The sequence below is a fragment of the Pseudomonas sp. GW821-FHT12A04 genome, from assembly GCF_058807755.1.
The window spans coordinates 144,436-161,827 of sequence record NZ_JBXAQZ010000006.1; the positions used below are offsets into that span (position 1 = coordinate 144,436).

Annotated in this window: 14 protein-coding genes and 1 other RNA gene; 8 read left to right on the forward strand and 7 right to left on the reverse strand. The window is 62.1% G+C overall.

The features are described 5' to 3' along the window. Positions 1–62 precede the first annotated feature (62 nt). The 3 genes from ligA to ffs all read left to right on the forward strand — a co-directional run bounded on the left by ligA (position 63) and on the right by ffs (position 4,006). Positions 63–2,420, forward strand: a complete 2,358-nt coding sequence (ligA, locus tag AC1RS8_RS11640) for an NAD-dependent DNA ligase LigA (RefSeq protein ID WP_489340082.1) — start codon at positions 63–65, stop codon at positions 2,418–2,420. A 211-nt stretch (positions 2,421–2,631) separates the two neighbouring features. Further along, complete coding sequence (locus AC1RS8_RS11645; protein WP_489340083.1) at positions 2,632–3,798, forward strand: zinc-binding metallopeptidase family protein; 1,167 nt, start codon at positions 2,632–2,634, stop codon at positions 3,796–3,798. Between the two features lie 111 nt (positions 3,799–3,909). Further along, positions 3,910–4,006, forward strand: an RNA gene (ffs, locus tag AC1RS8_RS11650) — signal recognition particle sRNA small type. Between the two features lie 60 nt (positions 4,007–4,066). Here ffs and AC1RS8_RS11655 read toward each other — a convergent pair. After that, positions 4,067–4,864 (reverse strand): substrate-binding periplasmic protein, encoded by a 798-nt coding sequence (locus AC1RS8_RS11655; protein ID WP_489340084.1) that lies wholly within the window; start codon positions 4,862–4,864, stop codon positions 4,067–4,069. Positions 4,865–4,987: 123 nt separating this feature from the next. Between AC1RS8_RS11655 and dnaX the strand changes: the two genes are divergently transcribed. The 5 genes from dnaX (at position 4,988) to AC1RS8_RS11680 (ending at position 10,801) form a co-directional block, all read left to right on the forward strand. Beyond that, positions 4,988–7,057: a DNA polymerase III subunit gamma/tau gene (gene dnaX, locus AC1RS8_RS11660; RefSeq protein ID WP_489340085.1), complete on the forward strand. Its 2,070-nt coding sequence runs from the start codon at positions 4,988–4,990 to the stop codon at positions 7,055–7,057. 67 nt (positions 7,058–7,124) lie between these two features. Then, positions 7,125–7,463, forward strand: a complete 339-nt coding sequence (locus AC1RS8_RS11665) for a YbaB/EbfC family nucleoid-associated protein (protein ID WP_007971455.1) — start codon at positions 7,125–7,127, stop codon at positions 7,461–7,463. Positions 7,464–7,739: 276 nt separating this feature from the next. Beyond that, positions 7,740–8,771 carry an NADPH-dependent curcumin/dihydrocurcumin reductase gene (gene curA / locus AC1RS8_RS11670; protein ID WP_102668953.1) on the forward strand — a complete coding sequence of 344 codons (1,032 nt, stop codon included), beginning with the start codon at positions 7,740–7,742 and terminating at the stop codon, positions 8,769–8,771. 79 nt (positions 8,772–8,850) lie between these two features. After that, positions 8,851–9,453 (forward strand): recombination mediator RecR, encoded by a 603-nt coding sequence (gene recR / locus AC1RS8_RS11675; RefSeq protein ID WP_057715679.1) that lies wholly within the window; start codon positions 8,851–8,853, stop codon positions 9,451–9,453. A 199-nt stretch (positions 9,454–9,652) separates the two neighbouring features. After that, the gene (locus AC1RS8_RS11680; protein WP_489340086.1) at positions 9,653–10,801 is read left to right on the forward strand and encodes an acyl-CoA dehydrogenase family protein; all 1,149 of its coding nucleotides are present in this window, start codon (positions 9,653–9,655) and stop codon (positions 10,799–10,801) included. Positions 10,802–10,940: 139 nt separating this feature from the next. Here AC1RS8_RS11680 and AC1RS8_RS11685 read toward each other — a convergent pair whose 3' ends face one another. From AC1RS8_RS11685 to AC1RS8_RS11710, 6 genes are all read right to left on the reverse strand, one after another. Then, positions 10,941–11,489: an adenine phosphoribosyltransferase gene (locus tag AC1RS8_RS11685; RefSeq protein ID WP_008057870.1), complete on the reverse strand. Its 549-nt coding sequence runs from the start codon at positions 11,487–11,489 to the stop codon at positions 10,941–10,943. Positions 11,490–11,569: 80 nt separating this feature from the next. Beyond that, a complete protein-coding gene (gene fnr / locus AC1RS8_RS11690; RefSeq protein WP_046041331.1) occupies positions 11,570–12,304 on the reverse strand; it encodes a fumarate/nitrate reduction transcriptional regulator Fnr in 735 nt (244 codons plus the stop codon). Between the two features lie 90 nt (positions 12,305–12,394). Beyond that, complete coding sequence (hemN, locus tag AC1RS8_RS11695) at positions 12,395–13,777, reverse strand: oxygen-independent coproporphyrinogen III oxidase (RefSeq protein WP_218496893.1); 1,383 nt, start codon at positions 13,775–13,777, stop codon at positions 12,395–12,397. 201 nt (positions 13,778–13,978) lie between these two features. Further along, positions 13,979–14,662, reverse strand: coding sequence for a sulfite exporter TauE/SafE family protein (locus tag AC1RS8_RS11700; protein WP_154946542.1), 684 nt, complete (start codon positions 14,660–14,662; stop codon positions 13,979–13,981). Next, positions 14,655–14,873: a cbb3-type cytochrome oxidase assembly protein CcoS gene (ccoS, locus tag AC1RS8_RS11705; protein WP_056721958.1), complete on the reverse strand. Its 219-nt coding sequence runs from the start codon at positions 14,871–14,873 to the stop codon at positions 14,655–14,657. The genes AC1RS8_RS11700 and ccoS overlap by 8 nt, the downstream gene beginning before the upstream one ends. A 22-nt stretch (positions 14,874–14,895) precedes the next feature. After that, positions 14,896–17,349, reverse strand: a complete 2,454-nt coding sequence (locus AC1RS8_RS11710) for a heavy metal translocating P-type ATPase (RefSeq protein ID WP_489340087.1) — start codon at positions 17,347–17,349, stop codon at positions 14,896–14,898. Between the last annotated feature and the right edge of the window lie 43 nt (positions 17,350–17,392).

The window sequence follows — 17,392 nt, forward strand, 5'->3', positions numbered from 1 at the left end:
GGATGATCGGCAAAACAGATTGAGCAGCCTCGGCTGCTCTTTTGCTTTATGAGAGAACACCCATGACCGCCGCCAAGAACCGTATTTTAGAGCTGCGCGCTGAGCTGGATCAGCACAACTATCGTTACCACGTGCTCGACGAACCGAGCATTCCGGACGCCGAATACGACCGCTTGTTCAGCGAGCTCAAGGCCCTGGAAGCGGCCAATCCCGAACTGATCACCAGCGACTCGCCAACCCAGCGAGTGGGCAGCGCGGCGCTGTCGGCGTTTACCCAGGTGCGTCACGAAGTGCCGATGCTCAGTCTGGGCAACGCCTTCGAAGAAACCGACATGCGTGAGTTCGACCGCCGGGTGACCGAAGGCCTGGACCTGCCGGCGGGCGACCTGTTCGGTGGCGGCGCAACCGTTGAATATAGCTGTGAGCCCAAGCTTGATGGCCTGGCCGTCAGCCTGCTGTATCAGGATGGCGTGCTGGTGCGCGGCGCGACCCGCGGCGATGGCACCACCGGCGAAGACATCAGCGTCAACGTGCGCACCGTACGCAACATTCCGCTCAAGCTGCACGGCACCGGCTGGCCGGCGACCTTGGAGGTGCGCGGCGAAGTGTTCATGTCCAAGGCCGGTTTCGAGCGGCTCAACGCCACGCAACTGGAAGTCGGCGGCAAGACCTTCGCCAACCCGCGCAACGCGGCGGCGGGCAGTTTGCGCCAGCTGGACTCGAAGATCACCGCCAATCGCCCGCTGGAGTTCTGCTGCTACGGCATCGGCCAGGTGTCGGCGGACATCGCCGATACGCACATCGGCAATTTGCAGCAACTCCAGGCCTGGGGCATGCCGATCAGTCATGAGTTGAAACTGGCGCACGGCATCGCCGAGTGCCTGGATTACTACCGCGACATCGGTGAGCGTCGCAGCGCGCTGCCGTATGAAATCGACGGCGTGGTGTTCAAGGTCAACAGCATTGCCTCCCAGCGCGAACTGGGTTTTCGTGCTCGTGAGCCACGTTGGGCCATCGCCCACAAATTCCCGGCGATGGAAGAACTCACCGAGCTGCTCGATGTGGAATTCCAGGTCGGCCGCACCGGGGCGGTGACGCCGGTGGCGCGTCTGAAACCGGTCAAGGTCGCGGGCGTCACGGTGGCCAACGCCACCTTGCACAACATGGACGAAGTCGCGCGCCTGGGCCTGATGATCGGCGACACGGTGATCATCCGCCGTGCCGGTGACGTGATTCCGCAAGTGGTGCAAGTGGTCATGGAGCGTCGTCCGGAAAACGCCCGGCCAGTACAGATTCCCGAGCAATGTCCGGTGTGCGGTTCCCATGTCGAGCGCACTCAACTGATCAAGCGCAGCAAGGGTCGCGAAACGGTCAGCGAAGGCGCGGTGTATCGCTGCGTCGGCCGGCTGGCCTGTGGCGCGCAACTCAAGCAGGCAATCATTCACTTCGTGTCCCGTCGCGCCATGGACATCGAAGGCCTGGGTGAGAAGAGTGTCGAGCAACTGGTCGACGAAGGCCTGGTGAGCTCGCCTGCGGATCTGTACGCCCTGACGTTCGAGCAGATCGTCGATCTGGAAGGCTTTGCCGAGCTGTCGAGCAAGAACCTGCTCGGCGCCATCGAAGACAGCAAGAAGCCGGGGCTGGCGCGGTTCATCTACGCCCTGGGGATTCCTGATGTTGGCGAGGAGACAGCCAAGGTCCTGGCCCGCTCCCTGGGTTCGCTGGAGCGGGTGCAACAGGCCTTGCCGCAGGTGCTGACGTACTTGCCGGATGTTGGCCTGGAAGTCGCGCACGAGATCCACAGCTTCTTCGAGGATGAGCATAACCAGCAGGTGATCGCCGATTTGCTGAGGCATGGCATGCAGATTCAGGACCAGGGCGAGCTTGGTGCCGAGTTTGCGGCCAGTACTACCTTGGGCGGTTTCCTCGACAAATTGCACATCCCTTCGGTGGGGCCGGGTGGGGCGCAGAAACTGGCGGACAAATTCGGCTCGCTGCAGGCAGTGATCGATGCTGACTGGCTCGATATGCGCCAGGCGCTGCCGGAGAAGCAGGCCAATGCGGTGCGCGAGTTTTTTGCGGACGAAGAAAATCGCCAGCGTTCCATCACTGCTGAGGCGCAACTGGCCGATTTCGGCATGCACTGGCAGAGCGAGAAGAAGGTCGTCGAAGGCTTGCCGCTGGCCGGGCAGACCTGGGTGCTGACCGGCTCGCTGGAGCTGATGAGCCGTGATATCGCCAAGGACAAACTCGAAAGCCTCGGCGCCAAGGTCGCCGGCTCGGTGTCGGCCAAGACCCATTGCGTGGTGGCTGGGCCGGGTGCCGGTTCGAAGTTGACCAAGGCCAATGAGCTGGGCTTGAAAGTGCTGGATGAAGAGGCACTTATCAAAACGTTGCGCGAGTATGGCAAGACCGATTAAAGGCGCGATTTAAATGTGGGAGCGAGCTTGCTCGCGATGAGGGCGTTACTGCCGACATTAATATTGGCTGATCTGCCGCCATCGCGAGCAAGCTCGCTCCCACAGGTGTTGCGCTCGACTTGCTATCAGGTGCAAGCATTCCATTCGCACCATGGGAGCAATCATTTCTTGGAAATGATCTAGTCTTGGCAAGCCCCAGGGAGAGATCGCCATGTACCCTTTCTTCGAGCAACTCAGCTCGCGCATCGCCGCGCCGTTCATGGGCGAAAGCTCGCGCAACAGCAAGGTCTGGTCCTGTCGTTGCGGGCAGTCGCTGTTCTTTCGCAACAGCCAGTGCCTGGCCTGTTCAGCGGCGTTGGGTTATCAGCCGGAGCAGAGTCGCTTGTCTGCGCTGCAACCGGGTGTGCAGGCAGGCACCTGGCGGCTGGATGCCGATCCCGGGGCGGGCCTGTTTCGACGCTGCGCCAATCTCGACTCCCCGGCGGCCTGTAATTGGTTGCTGCCTGCCAATGACCGTGACGTCTTGTGCATTGCCTGCAGCCTCAATCGCACCATTCCTGACCTATCGATAGCCGACAACCACGAGCGCTGGCGCAAGGTGGAAACCGCCAAGCGGCGTCTGGTGGCGCAACTGCTCAGCCTGGGGTTACAGGTGATTCCCAAAACCGTCGATGAAGACACGGGCCTTGCCTTCGATTTCATCGGCGTGGACCTCGAAGGCAAACCGCCCACTACCGGGCACGCCAATGGCCTGGTCACCCTCGATATCAAGGAAGCCGACGATGCGCACCGCGAGCAGGTGCGAGTGCAAATGCACGAACCCTATCGCACGCTGCTCGGGCATTTTCGTCACGAAGTCGGGCACTACTACTGGGATCGATTGATCGCCAATGGCCAGTGGCTTGAGCCTTTTCGCGAATTGTTCGGCGATGAGCGCGCCAGCTATGCCGAAGCCCTCGAGCGGCATTATCAGCAGGGCGCACCGCTCGACTGGCAGCAGCACTACGTTAGCGCCTATGCGACCATGCATCCGTGGGAAGACTGGGCGGAAACGTGGGCGCATTACCTGCACATGATGGATGCGGTAGACACTGCGCTGGGGTTTGGCATGAGTGCCCGGGAAATGGACTTCGACTATCAGCCGTTTCCACCTCAAACCCTTTACGATCCGCAACATCCCGGCGGCGCGGCGTTCCTGTCGTTCGTCAATGCCTGGATCGAACTGGCGGGCATGCTCAACGAATTGTCACGTAGCATGGGGCAGCCGGATTTCTATCCGTTCGTCCTGCCGCCATCCGTCATTGCCAAGCTGCACTTTATTCATCTGGTGATTCAGCAGGAGGGCGGCAGGGCGGACGAGGTGCTTGAGGCGCAATAGCAAGTGCTTGAAGCCCCTCATGTTTTTAATCCGAAACCAACGGTTGTAACTTCGCCTCAGATAGGTACAATGGCGCGGCTCGCCGACAGGTGAGCGTCGTTATGGTGACCCTATCGGTCCCCCCGCAACGATCAGCCGTGAACCCGGTCAGGCCTGGAAGGGAGCAGCCGCAGCGGTGACATTGTGTGCCGGGGTGTGGCTGGTAGGGTTACCACCTTAACGCCACGCGAGTGTTCTCTCGCGTTACCTTTCTGAAATCAGACTTTCGCTAGCTGCCAGGATCTTGTCCAGGGCGGTTTTTTGCCGTTTGCGGTTTATCCACAGCCGCAGGCTCGCCACCGATATACAGCCGAACAACCTCATCGATCTCCCCGGACATCTTCATTCGCGCCAAGGTGCGCAGGATGCTCTGCACCGGGATCTTCGGGTCGTTGCGAACGTAGCAACCGATTTGGTTTTCCTGCAGCACTGCCACGCCTTGCAGTTGCTGCTCCGGCAGCAGGCGGTGATTGAACCAGTCCAGGCTCCATTGATTGCTGACGGCATAGCGATTGCGGCCGGCCAGGAGCTTTTCCAGCACTTGTTCCTGATTGCGTGCGTCGTCGCGCTGCAGTTGGCCGGTGTCGAACAGCGGCTGCAGGGTCGGGTAGCTGTAACCGAGCACGGTGCCAATGGGCTGTTCCGGCAAGTCGGCGGGGTTGACTGCGCCGGGCGGCGCATGCCGGGTGATCAACAAGTCAGGTTGAATGAAGAGCGGGATACTCCAGAGATAATCGTCAGGCTGATCGGGCAGCCACGATTGCGCGGCATAACAGCGGACATCGACCTCGCCTTGCGCCATGGCGTTTTCCACCCGCCCGCGGGGCAATACATGGAATTCGGCCGGCACGCCGACCTGGGTCGCGAGGCTGAGCATCACGTCATGCAGGATGCCCTGGGTCGGTTTGCCCCGTTCAAGCTGCACCATGGGCATGGTCCAGCTGTCGGATATCACGAAGCGCAGCGGTGCTTGCGCAGCCACGCCGTCCAGGCTGATCAACAGCAATGCCCCCAAGGCCAGCCGCATAAACACTCCGTTAAAAGCCCCCGATGTGCAGCTTAGCCACAATACACGAGCGCACCGGATGCAATTTGTCCCTTGCTCCGCTAGCATTAGCCGCTTCTGCTTCCTTCGCTGCGACGGTTTTCGATGAGTTATCAGGTTCTTGCACGTAAATGGCGTCCGCGCTCGTTCCGCGAAATGGTCGGCCAGACCCATGTGCTCAAGGCTCTGATCAATGCCTTGGACAGCCAGCGGCTGCACCACGCCTACCTCTTTACCGGTACCCGTGGGGTCGGCAAGACCACCATCGCGCGGATCATTGCCAAATGCCTTAACTGCGAGACAGGTATCACTTCGACCCCCTGTGGCGAATGCTCGGTGTGTCGTGAAATCGACGAAGGCCGCTTTGTCGACCTGATCGAGATCGACGCCGCGAGCCGCACCAAGGTCGAAGATACCCGCGAATTGCTCGACAACGTGCAGTACGCCCCGAGCCGCGGGCGCTTCAAGGTCTACCTGATCGACGAAGTGCACATGCTCTCCAGCCATTCCTTCAACGCACTGCTCAAAACCCTTGAAGAGCCGCCACCGTACGTCAAGTTCATCCTGGCGACCACTGACCCGCAGAAACTTCCTGCAACGATTCTGTCGCGGTGCCTGCAGTTCTCCCTGAAGAACATGACGCCGGAACGCGTTGTCGAGCACCTGACCCACGTACTGGGTGTCGAGAACGTGCCGTTCGAAGACGATGCGCTGTGGCTGCTGGGCCGTGCCGCCGACGGGTCGATGCGTGATGCCATGAGCCTGACCGACCAGGCGATTGCCTTCGGTGAAGGCAAGGTCATGGCCGCCGACGTGCGGGCGATGCTCGGGACCCTCGATCACGGGCAGGTCTACGACGTCCTGCATGCCCTGATCGAAGGCGATGCCAAGGCGTTGCTCGAAGCCGTCCGCCACCTGGCCGAACAAGGCCCGGACTGGAACGGCGTGCTTTCGGAAATTCTCAATGTGCTGCACCGCGTTGCCATCGCCCAGGCTTTGCCGGAAGGTGTCGATAACGGTCACGGCGACCGTGATCGCGTGCTGGCACTGGCCCAGGCGTTGCCGGCCGAAGACGTGCAGTTCTACTACCAGATGGGCCTGATCGGCCGCCGCGACTTGCCGCTGGCGCCGGATCCCCGGGGCGGTTTTGAAATGGTGTTGCTGCGGATGCTGGCGTTCCGGCCCGCAGACACCGCGGATGCCCCGAGGCAACCGCTAAAGCCAGTGGGGATCAGCCAGGCCACAGTTGATTCCGCAAACTCAGTGGCTGCCGCGCCGGTAGTCGCGGCGGCCGTTGCACCGATAGCGGCTGCGCCAGTGGCAGCTCCAGCGCCTGCACCGGAACCGGTTGCGCCGGTCGTTGTGCCAGAACCTGCGCCTGTGCCTGTGGTTGAAGCGGTCGTGGTCGAAGAGGTTGTCGACCTGCCGTGGAATGACCCGGTCGAGCCAGCGCCCGTCCAGCAACCGGCGGCAGAGCCGGTGCTGGAAACCGCCAGCGAACAACCCGAATTACCGCCAATGCCGTTGCCGACGCCGGACAGCGTGGTGCCGGACGCCCCGGAGTGGGCCGCCGCGCCGATCCCGGAACCTTCGGTGGCCGACGTCGATGCTGCGACGCCGGGCATGGACCTGGATGACGAGCCGCCGCTGGACGAGGATTACATCGAGCCGGACATGGATTCGGCCTACAGTTACCTCGACGAACTGGCCAGCGAGCATGCCGCCGACCCGGCTCCGGAGCCCGAGCCTGAGCCCGCGGCGATGCCGGCCACTGGTCTGGCCCTGCAATGGCTGGAGCTGTTCCCGAAATTGCCGATCTCCGGTATGACCGGCAGTATCGCCGCCAACTGCACGCTGATCGCGGTCGATGGCGACAATTGGCTGATGCACCTGGACCCGGCCCACAGTGCCTTGTTCAACGCCACTCAACAGCGGCGCCTCAACGATGCGCTGAACCAGTATCACCAGCGCACGCTGACCCTGAGCATCGAGCTGATCAAGCCCGAGCAGGAAACCCCGGCACAAGCGGCTTCGCGCCGCCGCGCCAACCGTCAGCGCGAGGCGGAGGAATCGATCCACGGTGATCCGTTCATCCAGCAAATGATGCAGCAGTTCGGTGCGGTGGTCCGTAACGATACTATTGAACCTGTCGACGCCCTGATCACTCAGGGCTAATAACTGAAGGCACCTGGCCGCATGGGCCGGGCGCTGTTTTAATCCAAGTACTTTTGAGGTGATTACCATGATGAAAGGTGGCATGGCCGGCCTGATGAAGCAGGCGCAGCAGATGCAGGAAAAAATGGCCAAGATGCAGGAAGAACTGGCCAACGCCGAAGTCACCGGTAAGGCCGGTGGCGATATGGTCACCGTGGTGATGACCGGTCGTCATGACGTCAAGAGCGTGACCATCGACCCAAGCCTGGTCGAAGGCATGAGCGAAGACGACAAGGAAATGCTGGAAGCGGTCATCGCATCCGCGGTCAACGATGCCGTGCGCAAGATCGAAGCCAACAGCCAGGACAAAATGGGCAGCATGACTGCCGGCATGCAACTGCCGCCGGGCATGAAACTGCCATTCTGATTCGCCTTCAGGCGGCAGATGAGTTACAAAAATGCCAGGCATAGCGCCTGGCATTTTTGTTTTCGGCATTGGAGATGTAGTGTCTGGAATGCCGTCATCGCGAGCAAGCTCGCTCCCACAGGGGATTGCATTCCAAATGTGGGAGCGGCGGTGCGGCGATCCGACTTGCCCGCGATGAAGTCGCCTCGGTCTTGCTGAATAAACATCGAACACCATACCGCCACAAAGGTCTGCTCCCTACATCACTGAACCTCATCGATCACAGGAGACGCTGCCATGTCCGACCCCATGACCCTCAATCAACGCATTGTCCTGGCTTCTCGCCCGGTGGGCGCGCCAACGCCGGAAAACTTCCGTATGGAGCGGGTGGCGCTGCCGGACCTGGCCGACGGTCAGGTGCTGCTCAAGACCGTTTTCCTGTCGCTGGATCCCTACATGCGCGGGCGCATGAGTGACGCACCGTCCTACGCCGCACCGGTGGAAATCGGCGAAGTCATGACCGGGGGCGCTGTCAGCCGGGTCGAGCGTTCGCTGAATCCGAAGTTTCAGGAAGGTGACCTGGTGGTCGGTGCCACCGGTTGGCAAAGCCACAGCATCAATGACGGTCGCAGCATCATTCCGATTCCCGCGCTGCCAAGCCCTTCCATGGCCCTCGGGGTGCTGGGTATGCCCGGCATGACCGCGTACATGGGCCTGATGGACATCGGCCAGCCGAAAGCCGGCGAAACCCTGGTGGTCGCAGCGGCGTCCGGGGCGGTGGGCTCGGTGGTCGGCCAGGTGGCAAAGATCAAGGGGTTGCGCGTGGTCGGTGTGGCAGGCGGTGCGGAAAAGTGCCGTTATGTGGTCGACGAGTTGGGCTTCGACGCCTGCATCGACCACAAGAGCCCGGACTTTGCCGACGAACTGGCGCAAGCCTGTCCCAAGGGCATCGACATCTATTATGAAAACGTCGGCGGCAAGGTATTCGACGCCGTGGTGCCATTGCTCAATCCCAAGGCACGGATTCCGCTGTGTGGCTTGATCGCGTCCTATAACGCCCATGAGGCGCCGAGCGGCCCGGATCGCCTGCCACTGTTGCAGCGCACCCTGTTGACCAAGCGGGTGCGCATCCAGGGCTTCATCGTGTTCGATGACTATGGTGATCGCCAGCCGGAATTCCTCAGTGCCATGGCGCCCTGGGTACGCGATGGCAAGGTGAAGTTCCGCGAAGACGTGGTCGATGGCCTGGAACAGGCGCCTGATGCGTTCATCGGCCTGCTGGAAGGGCGCAACTTCGGTAAATTGGTGGTTCGGGTTTCCCGGGACTGAGTAATTCACGCTGCAATTTGACGCTCAACCGAGGCGCGGGTATAAACCGCGTCTCGTTGTTTTGTCGGACTTTTCCACCATGAGCTTCAGCCCTTTGATTCGCCAACTGATCGACGCCCTGCGAATTCTGCCAGGCGTGGGTCAGAAAACCGCCCAGCGCATGGCGTTGCAGTTGCTCGAGCGTGACCGCAGCGGCGGCTCGCGCCTGGCGCTGGCCCTGAGCCAGGCCATGGAAGGGGTCGGTCACTGCCGCTTGTGCCGTACGCTGACGGAAGATGATCTGTGCCCGCAATGCGCCGATACCCGTCGCGACGACACCTTGCTCTGCGTGGTGGAAGGGCCGATGGACGTCTATGCGGTGGAGCAGACCGGTTTTCGCGGGCGCTATTTCGTGCTCAAGGGCCATCTGTCGCCGCTCGACGGCTTGGGGCCGGAAGCCATCGGCATTCCGCAGTTGATGGCACGGATCGAAGAGGCCGGCACCTTCACCGAAGTCATCCTGGCCACCAACCCGACCGTGGAAGGTGAAGCCACGGCGCACTACATCGCCCAATTGCTCAGCAGCAAAGGCCTGATCGCCTCGCGCATCGCCCATGGCGTACCGCTGGGTGGCGAGCTGGAGCTGGTGGATGGCGGGACGCTGGCGCATTCGTTTGCCGGGCGTAAGCCGATTTCGCTCTGAGTTCATGTGGCGTCCATGCTGACGCCATCGTCGGATCGCCGCCCGGAGCAAGCTCGCTCCCACATTGGTTTTGTGTGCACCGCAGAACCCCTGTGGGAGCGAGCTTGCTCGCGATGCGGTCCGTCTGAATGACACAATCCTGTTGAAAACCAAGCAAGCGCTCGGTTAACTTCACTGACCCCTTCAGTGGAGCTCGCCGATGTCTGCCTTTCAGGAATACTTCGACCCCAGCCACCAATTGGTCCGCGACAGCGTCAGACGTTTCGTCGAGCGCGAGATTCTTCCCGACATCTCGCAGTGGGAAGAAGCCGAAAGCTTTCCTCGCGAGCTCTACCTCAAGGCCGGCGCGGCGGGGATTCTCGGCATCGGGTACCCGGAGGCCTACGGAGGCAGCCACGAAGGGGATCTGTTCGCAAAGGTTGCCGCCAGTGAAGAGTTGATGCGCTGCGGCTCAGGCGGGTTGGTTGCCGGCCTGGGGTCGCTGGATATCGGCTTGCCGCCCATCCTCAAGTGGGCCCGACCCGAAGTGCGGGATCGAGTGCTGCCCCAGGTGCTGTCAGGAGAGAAGATCAGCGCCCTGGCCATCACCGAGCCTGGCGGTGGCTCCGACGTCGCCAACCTGCAAACCCGTGCCGTGCGCGACGGTGACTTTTACCGGGTCAGTGGCAGCAAGACCTTTATCACCAGCGGCGTGCGCGCGGATTTCTATACCGTCGCAGTGCGAACGGGCGAACCGGGTTTCGGTGGCATCAGCCTGCTACTGATCGAGAAGGGTACACCGGGTTTCACCGTAGGACGGCAGCTGAAGAAAATGGGCTGGTGGGCGTCAGACACCGCTGAACTGTTCTTCGATGATTGCCCAGTGCCCGCAGGAAACCTGATCGGCGTCGAGAACATGGGCTTTGCCTGCATCATGGGCAACTTCCAGAGCGAACGCCTGGCCCTGGCATTGATGGCCAACATGACCGCACAGCTGGCGCTGGAAGAGAGCCTGAAATGGGCGCTCGAGCGCGAAGCCTTTGGCAAACCGATCGGCAAGTTTCAGGTGATCAAGCATCGCCTCGCCGAGATGGCGACCGCGCTGGAGGTGTCCCGGGAGTTCACATACCGCCAGGCCGCGAAAATGGCGGCGGGGCAGAGTGTGATCAAGGAGATTTCCATGGCCAAGAATTTTGCGACGGATACTGCGGACCGGATCGTGAACGATGCGGTGCAGATACTCGGTGGGCTGGGTTACATGCGCGAGAGCCTGGTGGAGCGGCTGTACCGCGATAACCGCATCCTGTCGATTGGCGGCGGGACGCGGGAAGTGATGAACGAGATCATCAGCAAGCAGATGGGGCTTTGAACCGATCTTGAATTTAGTGGTGTTGCCGCTGACGCCATCGCGAGCAAGCTCGCTCCCACAGTGGATTGCATTCTTTCTGACAGAACGCGGTCGAATGTGGGAGCGAGCTTGCTCGCGATGGCGGTCTGACCGGCGCCGCTTACTTGTCGCTCAACGCAAACTGCGTCAGGCAGAACGTAGGAATGCCCATGTCTTCCAGACGCTGCGAGCCACCCAGTTCCGGCAGATCGATGATCGCCGCCGCTTCATGCACCCGGGCGCCCATGCGGCGGATCAGGTTGGCGGCGGCAATCAGGGTGCCGCCGGTGGCGATCAGGTCATCGAACATCACCACCGAATCCCCCTCGCACAGGCTGTCGGCGTGCACTTCCAGGAAGGCTTCGCCGTATTCGGTCGCATAGCCCTCGGCCAGCACGTCGGCTGGCAGCTTGCCTTGCTTGCGGAACAGCACCAGCGGCTTGTTCAACTGATAGGCCAGTACCGAACCGATCAGGAAGCCACGGGCGTCCATCGCGCCGATGTGGGTGAAGTCAGCCTCGACATAACGGTGGGCGAAGCTGTCCATCACCAGGCGCAGGGCCGTGGGCGACTGGAACAGCGGGGTGATGTCGCGAAAGATCACGCCCGGTTTCGGGAAGTCGATGACAGGGCGGATGAGGGATTTGATGTCGAAGGAGTCGAAGACCATCGTCGTGGTGTCCTGGCAGGGCTGCAAACGACGCAGTATAACGGCGGCTGAACCGTTTCGCTCAGCCGCAACGTTTTGTTTCAGCCTTCCAGTGAGCCACCGGCCAGGGCGCACAGCTGGATCGGGTCGATAATCCGGATTTCCTTGCCTTCTGCCGCAATCAGCTCGTTTTGCTGGAAGCGGGTAAAGACGCGGGACACGGTTTCCACCGCCAGGCCCAGGTAGTTGCCGATTTCGTTACGCGACATGCTCAGGCGGAACTGATTGGCGGAAAAACCCCGGGCGCGGAAACGTGCCGAAAGGTTGACCAGGAAGGTGGCGATGCGTTCGTCGGCGGTCTTTTTCGACAACAGCAGCATCATCTGCTGGTCGTCACGGATTTCGCGACTCATCACCCGCATCAGCTGACGGCGCAACTGCGGCAATTGCAGGGCCAGTTCGTCGAGACGTTCGAAAGGAATTTCACACACCGAGGTGGTTTCCAGGGCTTGTGCCGACACAGGGTGCTTTTCCGTGTCCATGCCCGACAGACCGACCAGTTCGCTGGGCAGGTGGAAGCCGGTGAGCTGTTCTTCACCGGTGTCGCTCAGGCTGAAGGTCTTGAGGGCGCCAGAACGGACCGCGTAGACAGAATCGAAGGTATCGCCCTGACGGAACAGAAATTCGCCTTTTTTCAGCGGCCGGCCACGTTTGACGATTTCGTCCAGCGCATCCATGTCTTCCAGATTCAGCGAAAGTGGTAGGCAAAGAGGGGCCAGGCTGCAATCCTTGCAATGGGCTTGATTATGAGCGCGCAGTTTTACTGGCTCGGACATTTCTTCAATCCTTGTGGGAATTCACACATAAGACGTAAGGGTAACTCACCATAGGATATCGAGGCCAGTCTGGGGCGCTAGCTTGCAGAATTAGATTACCCGTGAAAATCGCTGGCGACTGTGTTGTTCCAGGTACGCGTCGAACACCATACACACCGAGCGCACCAACAGTCGCCCGGCGGGCAGGATGGTGATCCTGTCGCGATCGAGTTCGATCAGCCCGTCTTTGGCCATGTATTGCAACTGGGGCCAGAGATCGCCGAAATAGCCTTGAAAATCGATGTTGAAGGCCTGCTCGATGTCAGCGTATTCGAGACTGAAATTGCAGATCAATTGCTGGATGACCGCACGCCGCAGCCGGTCATCGGCATTGCACAGCAGGCCGCGGCTGGTGGCCAGTTGCATGGATGCGAGCGCGTTCTGGTACTGGTTCAGGTCGCTGCTGTTCTGGCAGTACAGGTCGCCGATCTGGCTGATCGCCGACACGCCGAGGCCGATCAGATCGCAATGACCGTGGGTGGTGTAGCCCTGGAAATTGCGTTGCAGGGTCGATTCTTCCTGGGCAATCGCCAGCTCATCGTCGGGCAGGGCGAAGTGGTCCATGCCGATGTAGCGGTAGCCGGCGCTGATCAGTTGCTCGATGGTGCGCTGCAGCATTTCCAGTTTCTGCGCCGGTGTCGGCAGTTCATCGCTGTTGATGCGCCGCTGGGGCATGAAGCGTTCCGGCAGGTGGGCGTAGTTGAACACCGATAATCTGTCCGGTTGCAGGCGGATGACCTCTTCCACGGTGCGGGCGAAATTCTCCGGTGTCTGTCTCGGCAGGCCGTAGATCAGGTCGATGTTGATCGAGCGAAACTGCAAGGTACGGGCAGCATCGATTACCGCGCGGGTTTCTTCGAGGCTTTGCAGGCGATTGACTGCACGTTGCACGGCCGGGTCGAGGTCTTGCAGGCCGATGCTGACCCGATTGAAACCCAGTTCCCGCAGCAGGCCCATGGTCGACCAGTCGGCCTCGCGCGGGTCGATCTCGATGCCGTAGTCGCCGGAGTCGTCGTCCAGCAAATTGAAGTGTTTGCGCAAATGCGCCATCAACTGGCGCAGTTCGTCGTGACTGAGAAAGGTCGGCGTGCCGCCACCGAAGTGCAGTTGCTCGACTTTCTGCGTAGGGTCGAGGTGGCAGGCGATCAACTGGATTTCCTGTTCCAGGCGCTGCAAGTACGGCTGCGCCCGCCCGCGATCCTTGGTGATGACCTTGTTGCAGGCGCAGTAATAGCAAATGTTCGCGCAGAACGGCACGTGCACGTACAGCGACAACGGGCGTTGGGCCTTGCGGCTGTCGCGCAGGGCATGAAACAGGTCGAAGGTGCCGACCTGGCTGTTGAATTGCACGGCGGTCGGGTACGAGGTGTAGCGTGGTCCCGCCAGGTCATAACGGCGGATCAGATCGGTGTCCCAACGAATGGCGTCGAGCATCATGCGGGCATTCCCCCGGATAGGCTGGCAGTGTCAGCCACTTTATGCAAGGGCGGGGTGGGGCATCTTGATTTGCATCAAGGTCAGAATCTTTGTCGTTTGTGAGGGCCTCATCGCGAGCAAGCTCGCTCCCACAGGGGGAGTCGCTGTGTACACAAAACCTGTGGGAGCGAGCTTGCTCGCGATGGGCGCGCCGCCGTTTTAATGCCCCATCAACCAATGCTGATGCGGCCCCGGCAAGGTCCAGATGCCAAACAACATCACCAGCATCCCGCCCGCCATCCGCACGCTGCGCTTGCGCAACAGTGCGGTGATGCGCTCGGCGGCAAGGCCTGTCGCCAGCAGCACCGGCCAGGTGCCGAGCCCGAACGCGAGCATCAACAACGCACTGTCCAGCGCGTTGCCCTGGCTGGCCGACCATAACAAGGTGCTGTAGACCAGGCCGCACGGCAGCCAGCCCCAGAGCGCGCCCAACAGCAGCGCACGCGGAACGTTCGACACCGGCAGTAACCGGTTGGCGACTGGCTGGATGTGCCGCCACAGGCCTCGACCGAGGCTTTCGATACGGGTCAGGCCGCTCCACCAGCCGGCCAGGTACAGGCCCATGGCAATCAGCAGCAAGCCGGCGAGGATGCGCAGGAACATCGCCGCCGGGCTGCTGGCCACGGCCCATCCGGCCAGGCCGATCAGCAGTCCGGCACAGGCATAGCTCAGAATCCGGCCCAGGTTATAGGCCAGCAGCAGACGAAAGCGGCGGCTGCGTTGCTCCTTGGGAATCGCCAGGGTCAGCGCGCCCATCAAGCCGCCGCACATGCCCAGGCAATGGCCGCCGCCGAGCAAGCCGAGGATCACCGCAGACACCAGCAGTGGCGTCAATTCAAGCATGGGGCGGGGCCTTGTCGTCCGTTTTGGCCGGTTGGCCGCTGGCCTCGTCGACGGCGGCGGTGTGGTTCGGGTCCTGGTCGTCGAACAGGATGCTGTGGGCCGGGCCGTCAAGGTCGTCGTACTGACCGCTGTCCACCGCCCAGAAGAAGATATAGACGGCGATGGCCACGATCAGCAGCGCAGCGGGAATCATCACGTAAAGAGCTGGCATCTGGACTCCATGCCCGCGCGGCTCAGGCCGGCAGCGGGCGGGTTTCTGGCGTGGTGCCGGGGGCGGGCGCGCTCGGCATGCGAGTCAGGCGCAGCGCGTTCAACACCACGGTCAACGAACTGATCGACATGCCCACCGCCGCCCATACCGGAGTGATCCAGCCGAGGGCGGCGAAGGGCAACATGAGGCCATTGTACAACCCGGCCCACAGAAGGTTCTCGATAATGACCCGACGGGTGCGCCGCGCCAGGCTGAAGGCTTGCACCAGCGCGTCGAGGCGGTTGGACAGCAGCACGGCGTCGGCACTGGTTTTCGCCAGGTCGGTGGCCGAGCCCATGGCGACGCTGATATCCGCAGCCGCCAGCACCGGCACGTCATTGACCCCGTCACCGAGCATCAACACCTTGCGACCTTCCTTGTGCAGTTGTTGCAGGACCTGCAGTTTATCGTCCGGACGCAAGCCGCCGCGGGCTTCATCGATACCCAGTTCCGCGGCCACGCTGGCGACCATCGGCGAGCTGTCGCCGGACAGCAGCAGTGTGCGCCAGCCACGGGCCTTGCACGCGGCGAGCAGCGCGGGCGCATCGGTACGCAAGCGATCATCGAGGACGAGCCAGGCCAGCGGCCCCTCGCTGTCGCCCAGTAGCAGCCATTGGCCGGGCTCTTCCGGCATCGATGGCACCATGGCGCCGCTGAGTTCGCAGACAAAACCCGGTTGGCCGATACGCAGACGCCGCCCATCAACCAGCCCCTCCAGGCCAAGGCCCGGTGTGCTGTGGACTTCTTCGGCAGCCGTCGGCGCACGACCGAAAGCGCGGGCGATCGGATGTTCGGAGCGGTTTTCCAGGGCGGCAGCGAGGCTCAGGCATTGATCGCTGTCGAGCGCGCCGAGGGGGTGGATCGAGCGCAGCGCCAGGCGTCCTTCGGTGAGGGTGCCGGTCTTGTCGAAAATCACCGTGTCGATCTGGTTCAGGCCTTCCAGCACATGGCCGCGGGTCAGCAACAGACCGAGTTTGTGCAGTGTGCCGGTGGCGGCGGTGAGGGCGGTCGGCGTCGCCAGCGACAAGGCGCACGGGCAGGTCGCCACCAGCATCGCCAGCACGATCCAGAAGGCTCGCGAGGCATCCAGCTGCCACCACAACAGGCCAATCGCGGCGGCAGCGATCAGCGACAACAGCAGGAACCATTGCGCGGCGCGGTCGGCGATTTCCGCCAGGCGCGGTTTTTCGGCCTGGGCGCGATCGAGCAGGCGAACGATGGCCGAGAGGCGAGTGTCCTGGCCCAGGGCCTGGACCTCGACGGTCAGTGCGCCTTCGACGTTCATTGTGCCGGCGGTGACCGCGTCGCCGAGGGTGCGTGGTTGCGGCAGGTATTCGCCGGTCAGCAGCGACTCGTCGACACTCGACTGGCCGTCGAGGATCTTGCCGTCAGCCGGGAGAATGGCGCCCGGATGAACCAGCACCTGATCGCCGACACGCAGTTCACTGAGCAGAATGCGTTCGCTCTGGCCGTCGGCTGTCAATCGCAGGCACGAGGCAGGCAATAGATTCACAAGCTGCGCGGTGGCGGCGGCGGTGCGCTCGCGGGCGCGGCGTTCCAGATAACGCCCGGCCAGCAGGAACAGGGCAAACATGCCGACGGCATCGAAATACAGTTCGCCGACCCCGGTGATGGACGTCCAGATCCCGGCGATGTAGGCGCTGCCGATGGCCAGCGACACCGAAACGTCCATGGTCAGGTGGTGGGTGCGCAGATCGCGCATGGCGCCTTTGAAGAACGGCGCGCAGCTGTAGAACACAATCGGGGTGGTGAGGAACAGCGCGACCCAGCGCAGTATGGTGTGCAGTTCGGGGCTGAGGTCGATGTTGAATTCAGGCCAGGTGGCCATGGTTGCCATCATCGCCTGGAACCACAGCAGACCGGCCACGCCGAGCTGGCGCAGGGCCAGGCGGTTTTCGCTGGCCAGTTGTTCGCTGGCCCGGTCGGCCTGATACGGGTGTGCGGCGTACCCGATGTGACGCAGTTCGCTGAGGACCTGGCTCAGCGGCAACTGCCCATCGGCCCAGCGTACGTGCAGGCGATGGTTGGACAGGTTCAGGCGCGCTTCGGCTACGGCCGGCAAGGTGCGCAGGTGTTTTTCGATCAGCCAGCCGCAGGCCGCGCAGCTGATGCCTTCCATCAGCAGCGTGGTTTCGGCCAGTTCGCCATCGTGGCGGACAAAGGGCTGCTGCACATCGGCGCGGTCGTACAGCGCCAGTTCATCCACCAGTTGCACCGGCAGCGCTTCAGGGTTGGCCGAGGCTTCGCTGCGGTGCTGGTAATAGCTTTCCAGGCCACCGGCGACAATGGCCTCGGCCACGGCCTGGCAACCTGGGCAGCAGAATTCGCGGGTTTGCCCCAGGACCGCAGCGGTGAAGCGGCTGCCGGCCGGGACGGGCAGGGCGCAGTGGTAGCAGGGGAGTGGGGTGGTGGTCATGGAGTATTCACTAGTACTGCTGAATCTCTATCGTCGGATAGGG

Bases quoted from the DNA above. Each gene is read 5' to 3' on its own strand.
- ligA (WP_489340082.1), top strand. From the start codon at position 63: ATGACCGCCGCCAAGAACCGTATTTTAGAGCTGCGCGCTGAGCTGGAT.
- AC1RS8_RS11645 (WP_489340083.1), top strand. From the start codon at position 2,632: ATGTACCCTTTCTTCGAGCAACTCAGCTCGCGCATCGCCGCGCCGTTC.
- AC1RS8_RS11655 (WP_489340084.1), bottom strand. From the start codon at position 4,864: ATGCGGCTGGCCTTGGGGGCATTGCTGTTGATCAGCCTGGACGGCGTG.
- dnaX (WP_489340085.1), top strand. From the start codon at position 4,988: ATGAGTTATCAGGTTCTTGCACGTAAATGGCGTCCGCGCTCGTTCCGC.
- AC1RS8_RS11665 (WP_007971455.1), top strand. From the start codon at position 7,125: ATGATGAAAGGTGGCATGGCCGGCCTGATGAAGCAGGCGCAGCAGATG.
- curA (WP_102668953.1), top strand. From the start codon at position 7,740: ATGTCCGACCCCATGACCCTCAATCAACGCATTGTCCTGGCTTCTCGC.
- recR (WP_057715679.1), top strand. From the start codon at position 8,851: ATGAGCTTCAGCCCTTTGATTCGCCAACTGATCGACGCCCTGCGAATT.
- AC1RS8_RS11680 (WP_489340086.1), top strand. From the start codon at position 9,653: ATGTCTGCCTTTCAGGAATACTTCGACCCCAGCCACCAATTGGTCCGC.
- AC1RS8_RS11685 (WP_008057870.1), bottom strand. From the start codon at position 11,489: ATGGTCTTCGACTCCTTCGACATCAAATCCCTCATCCGCCCTGTCATC.
- fnr (WP_046041331.1), bottom strand. From the start codon at position 12,304: ATGTCCGAGCCAGTAAAACTGCGCGCTCATAATCAAGCCCATTGCAAG.
- hemN (WP_218496893.1), bottom strand. From the start codon at position 13,777: ATGCTCGACGCCATTCGTTGGGACACCGATCTGATCCGCCGTTATGAC.
- AC1RS8_RS11700 (WP_154946542.1), bottom strand. From the start codon at position 14,662: ATGCTTGAATTGACGCCACTGCTGGTGTCTGCGGTGATCCTCGGCTTG.
- ccoS (WP_056721958.1), bottom strand. From the start codon at position 14,873: ATGCCAGCTCTTTACGTGATGATTCCCGCTGCGCTGCTGATCGTGGCC.
- AC1RS8_RS11710 (WP_489340087.1), bottom strand. From the start codon at position 17,349: ATGACCACCACCCCACTCCCCTGCTACCACTGCGCCCTGCCCGTCCCG.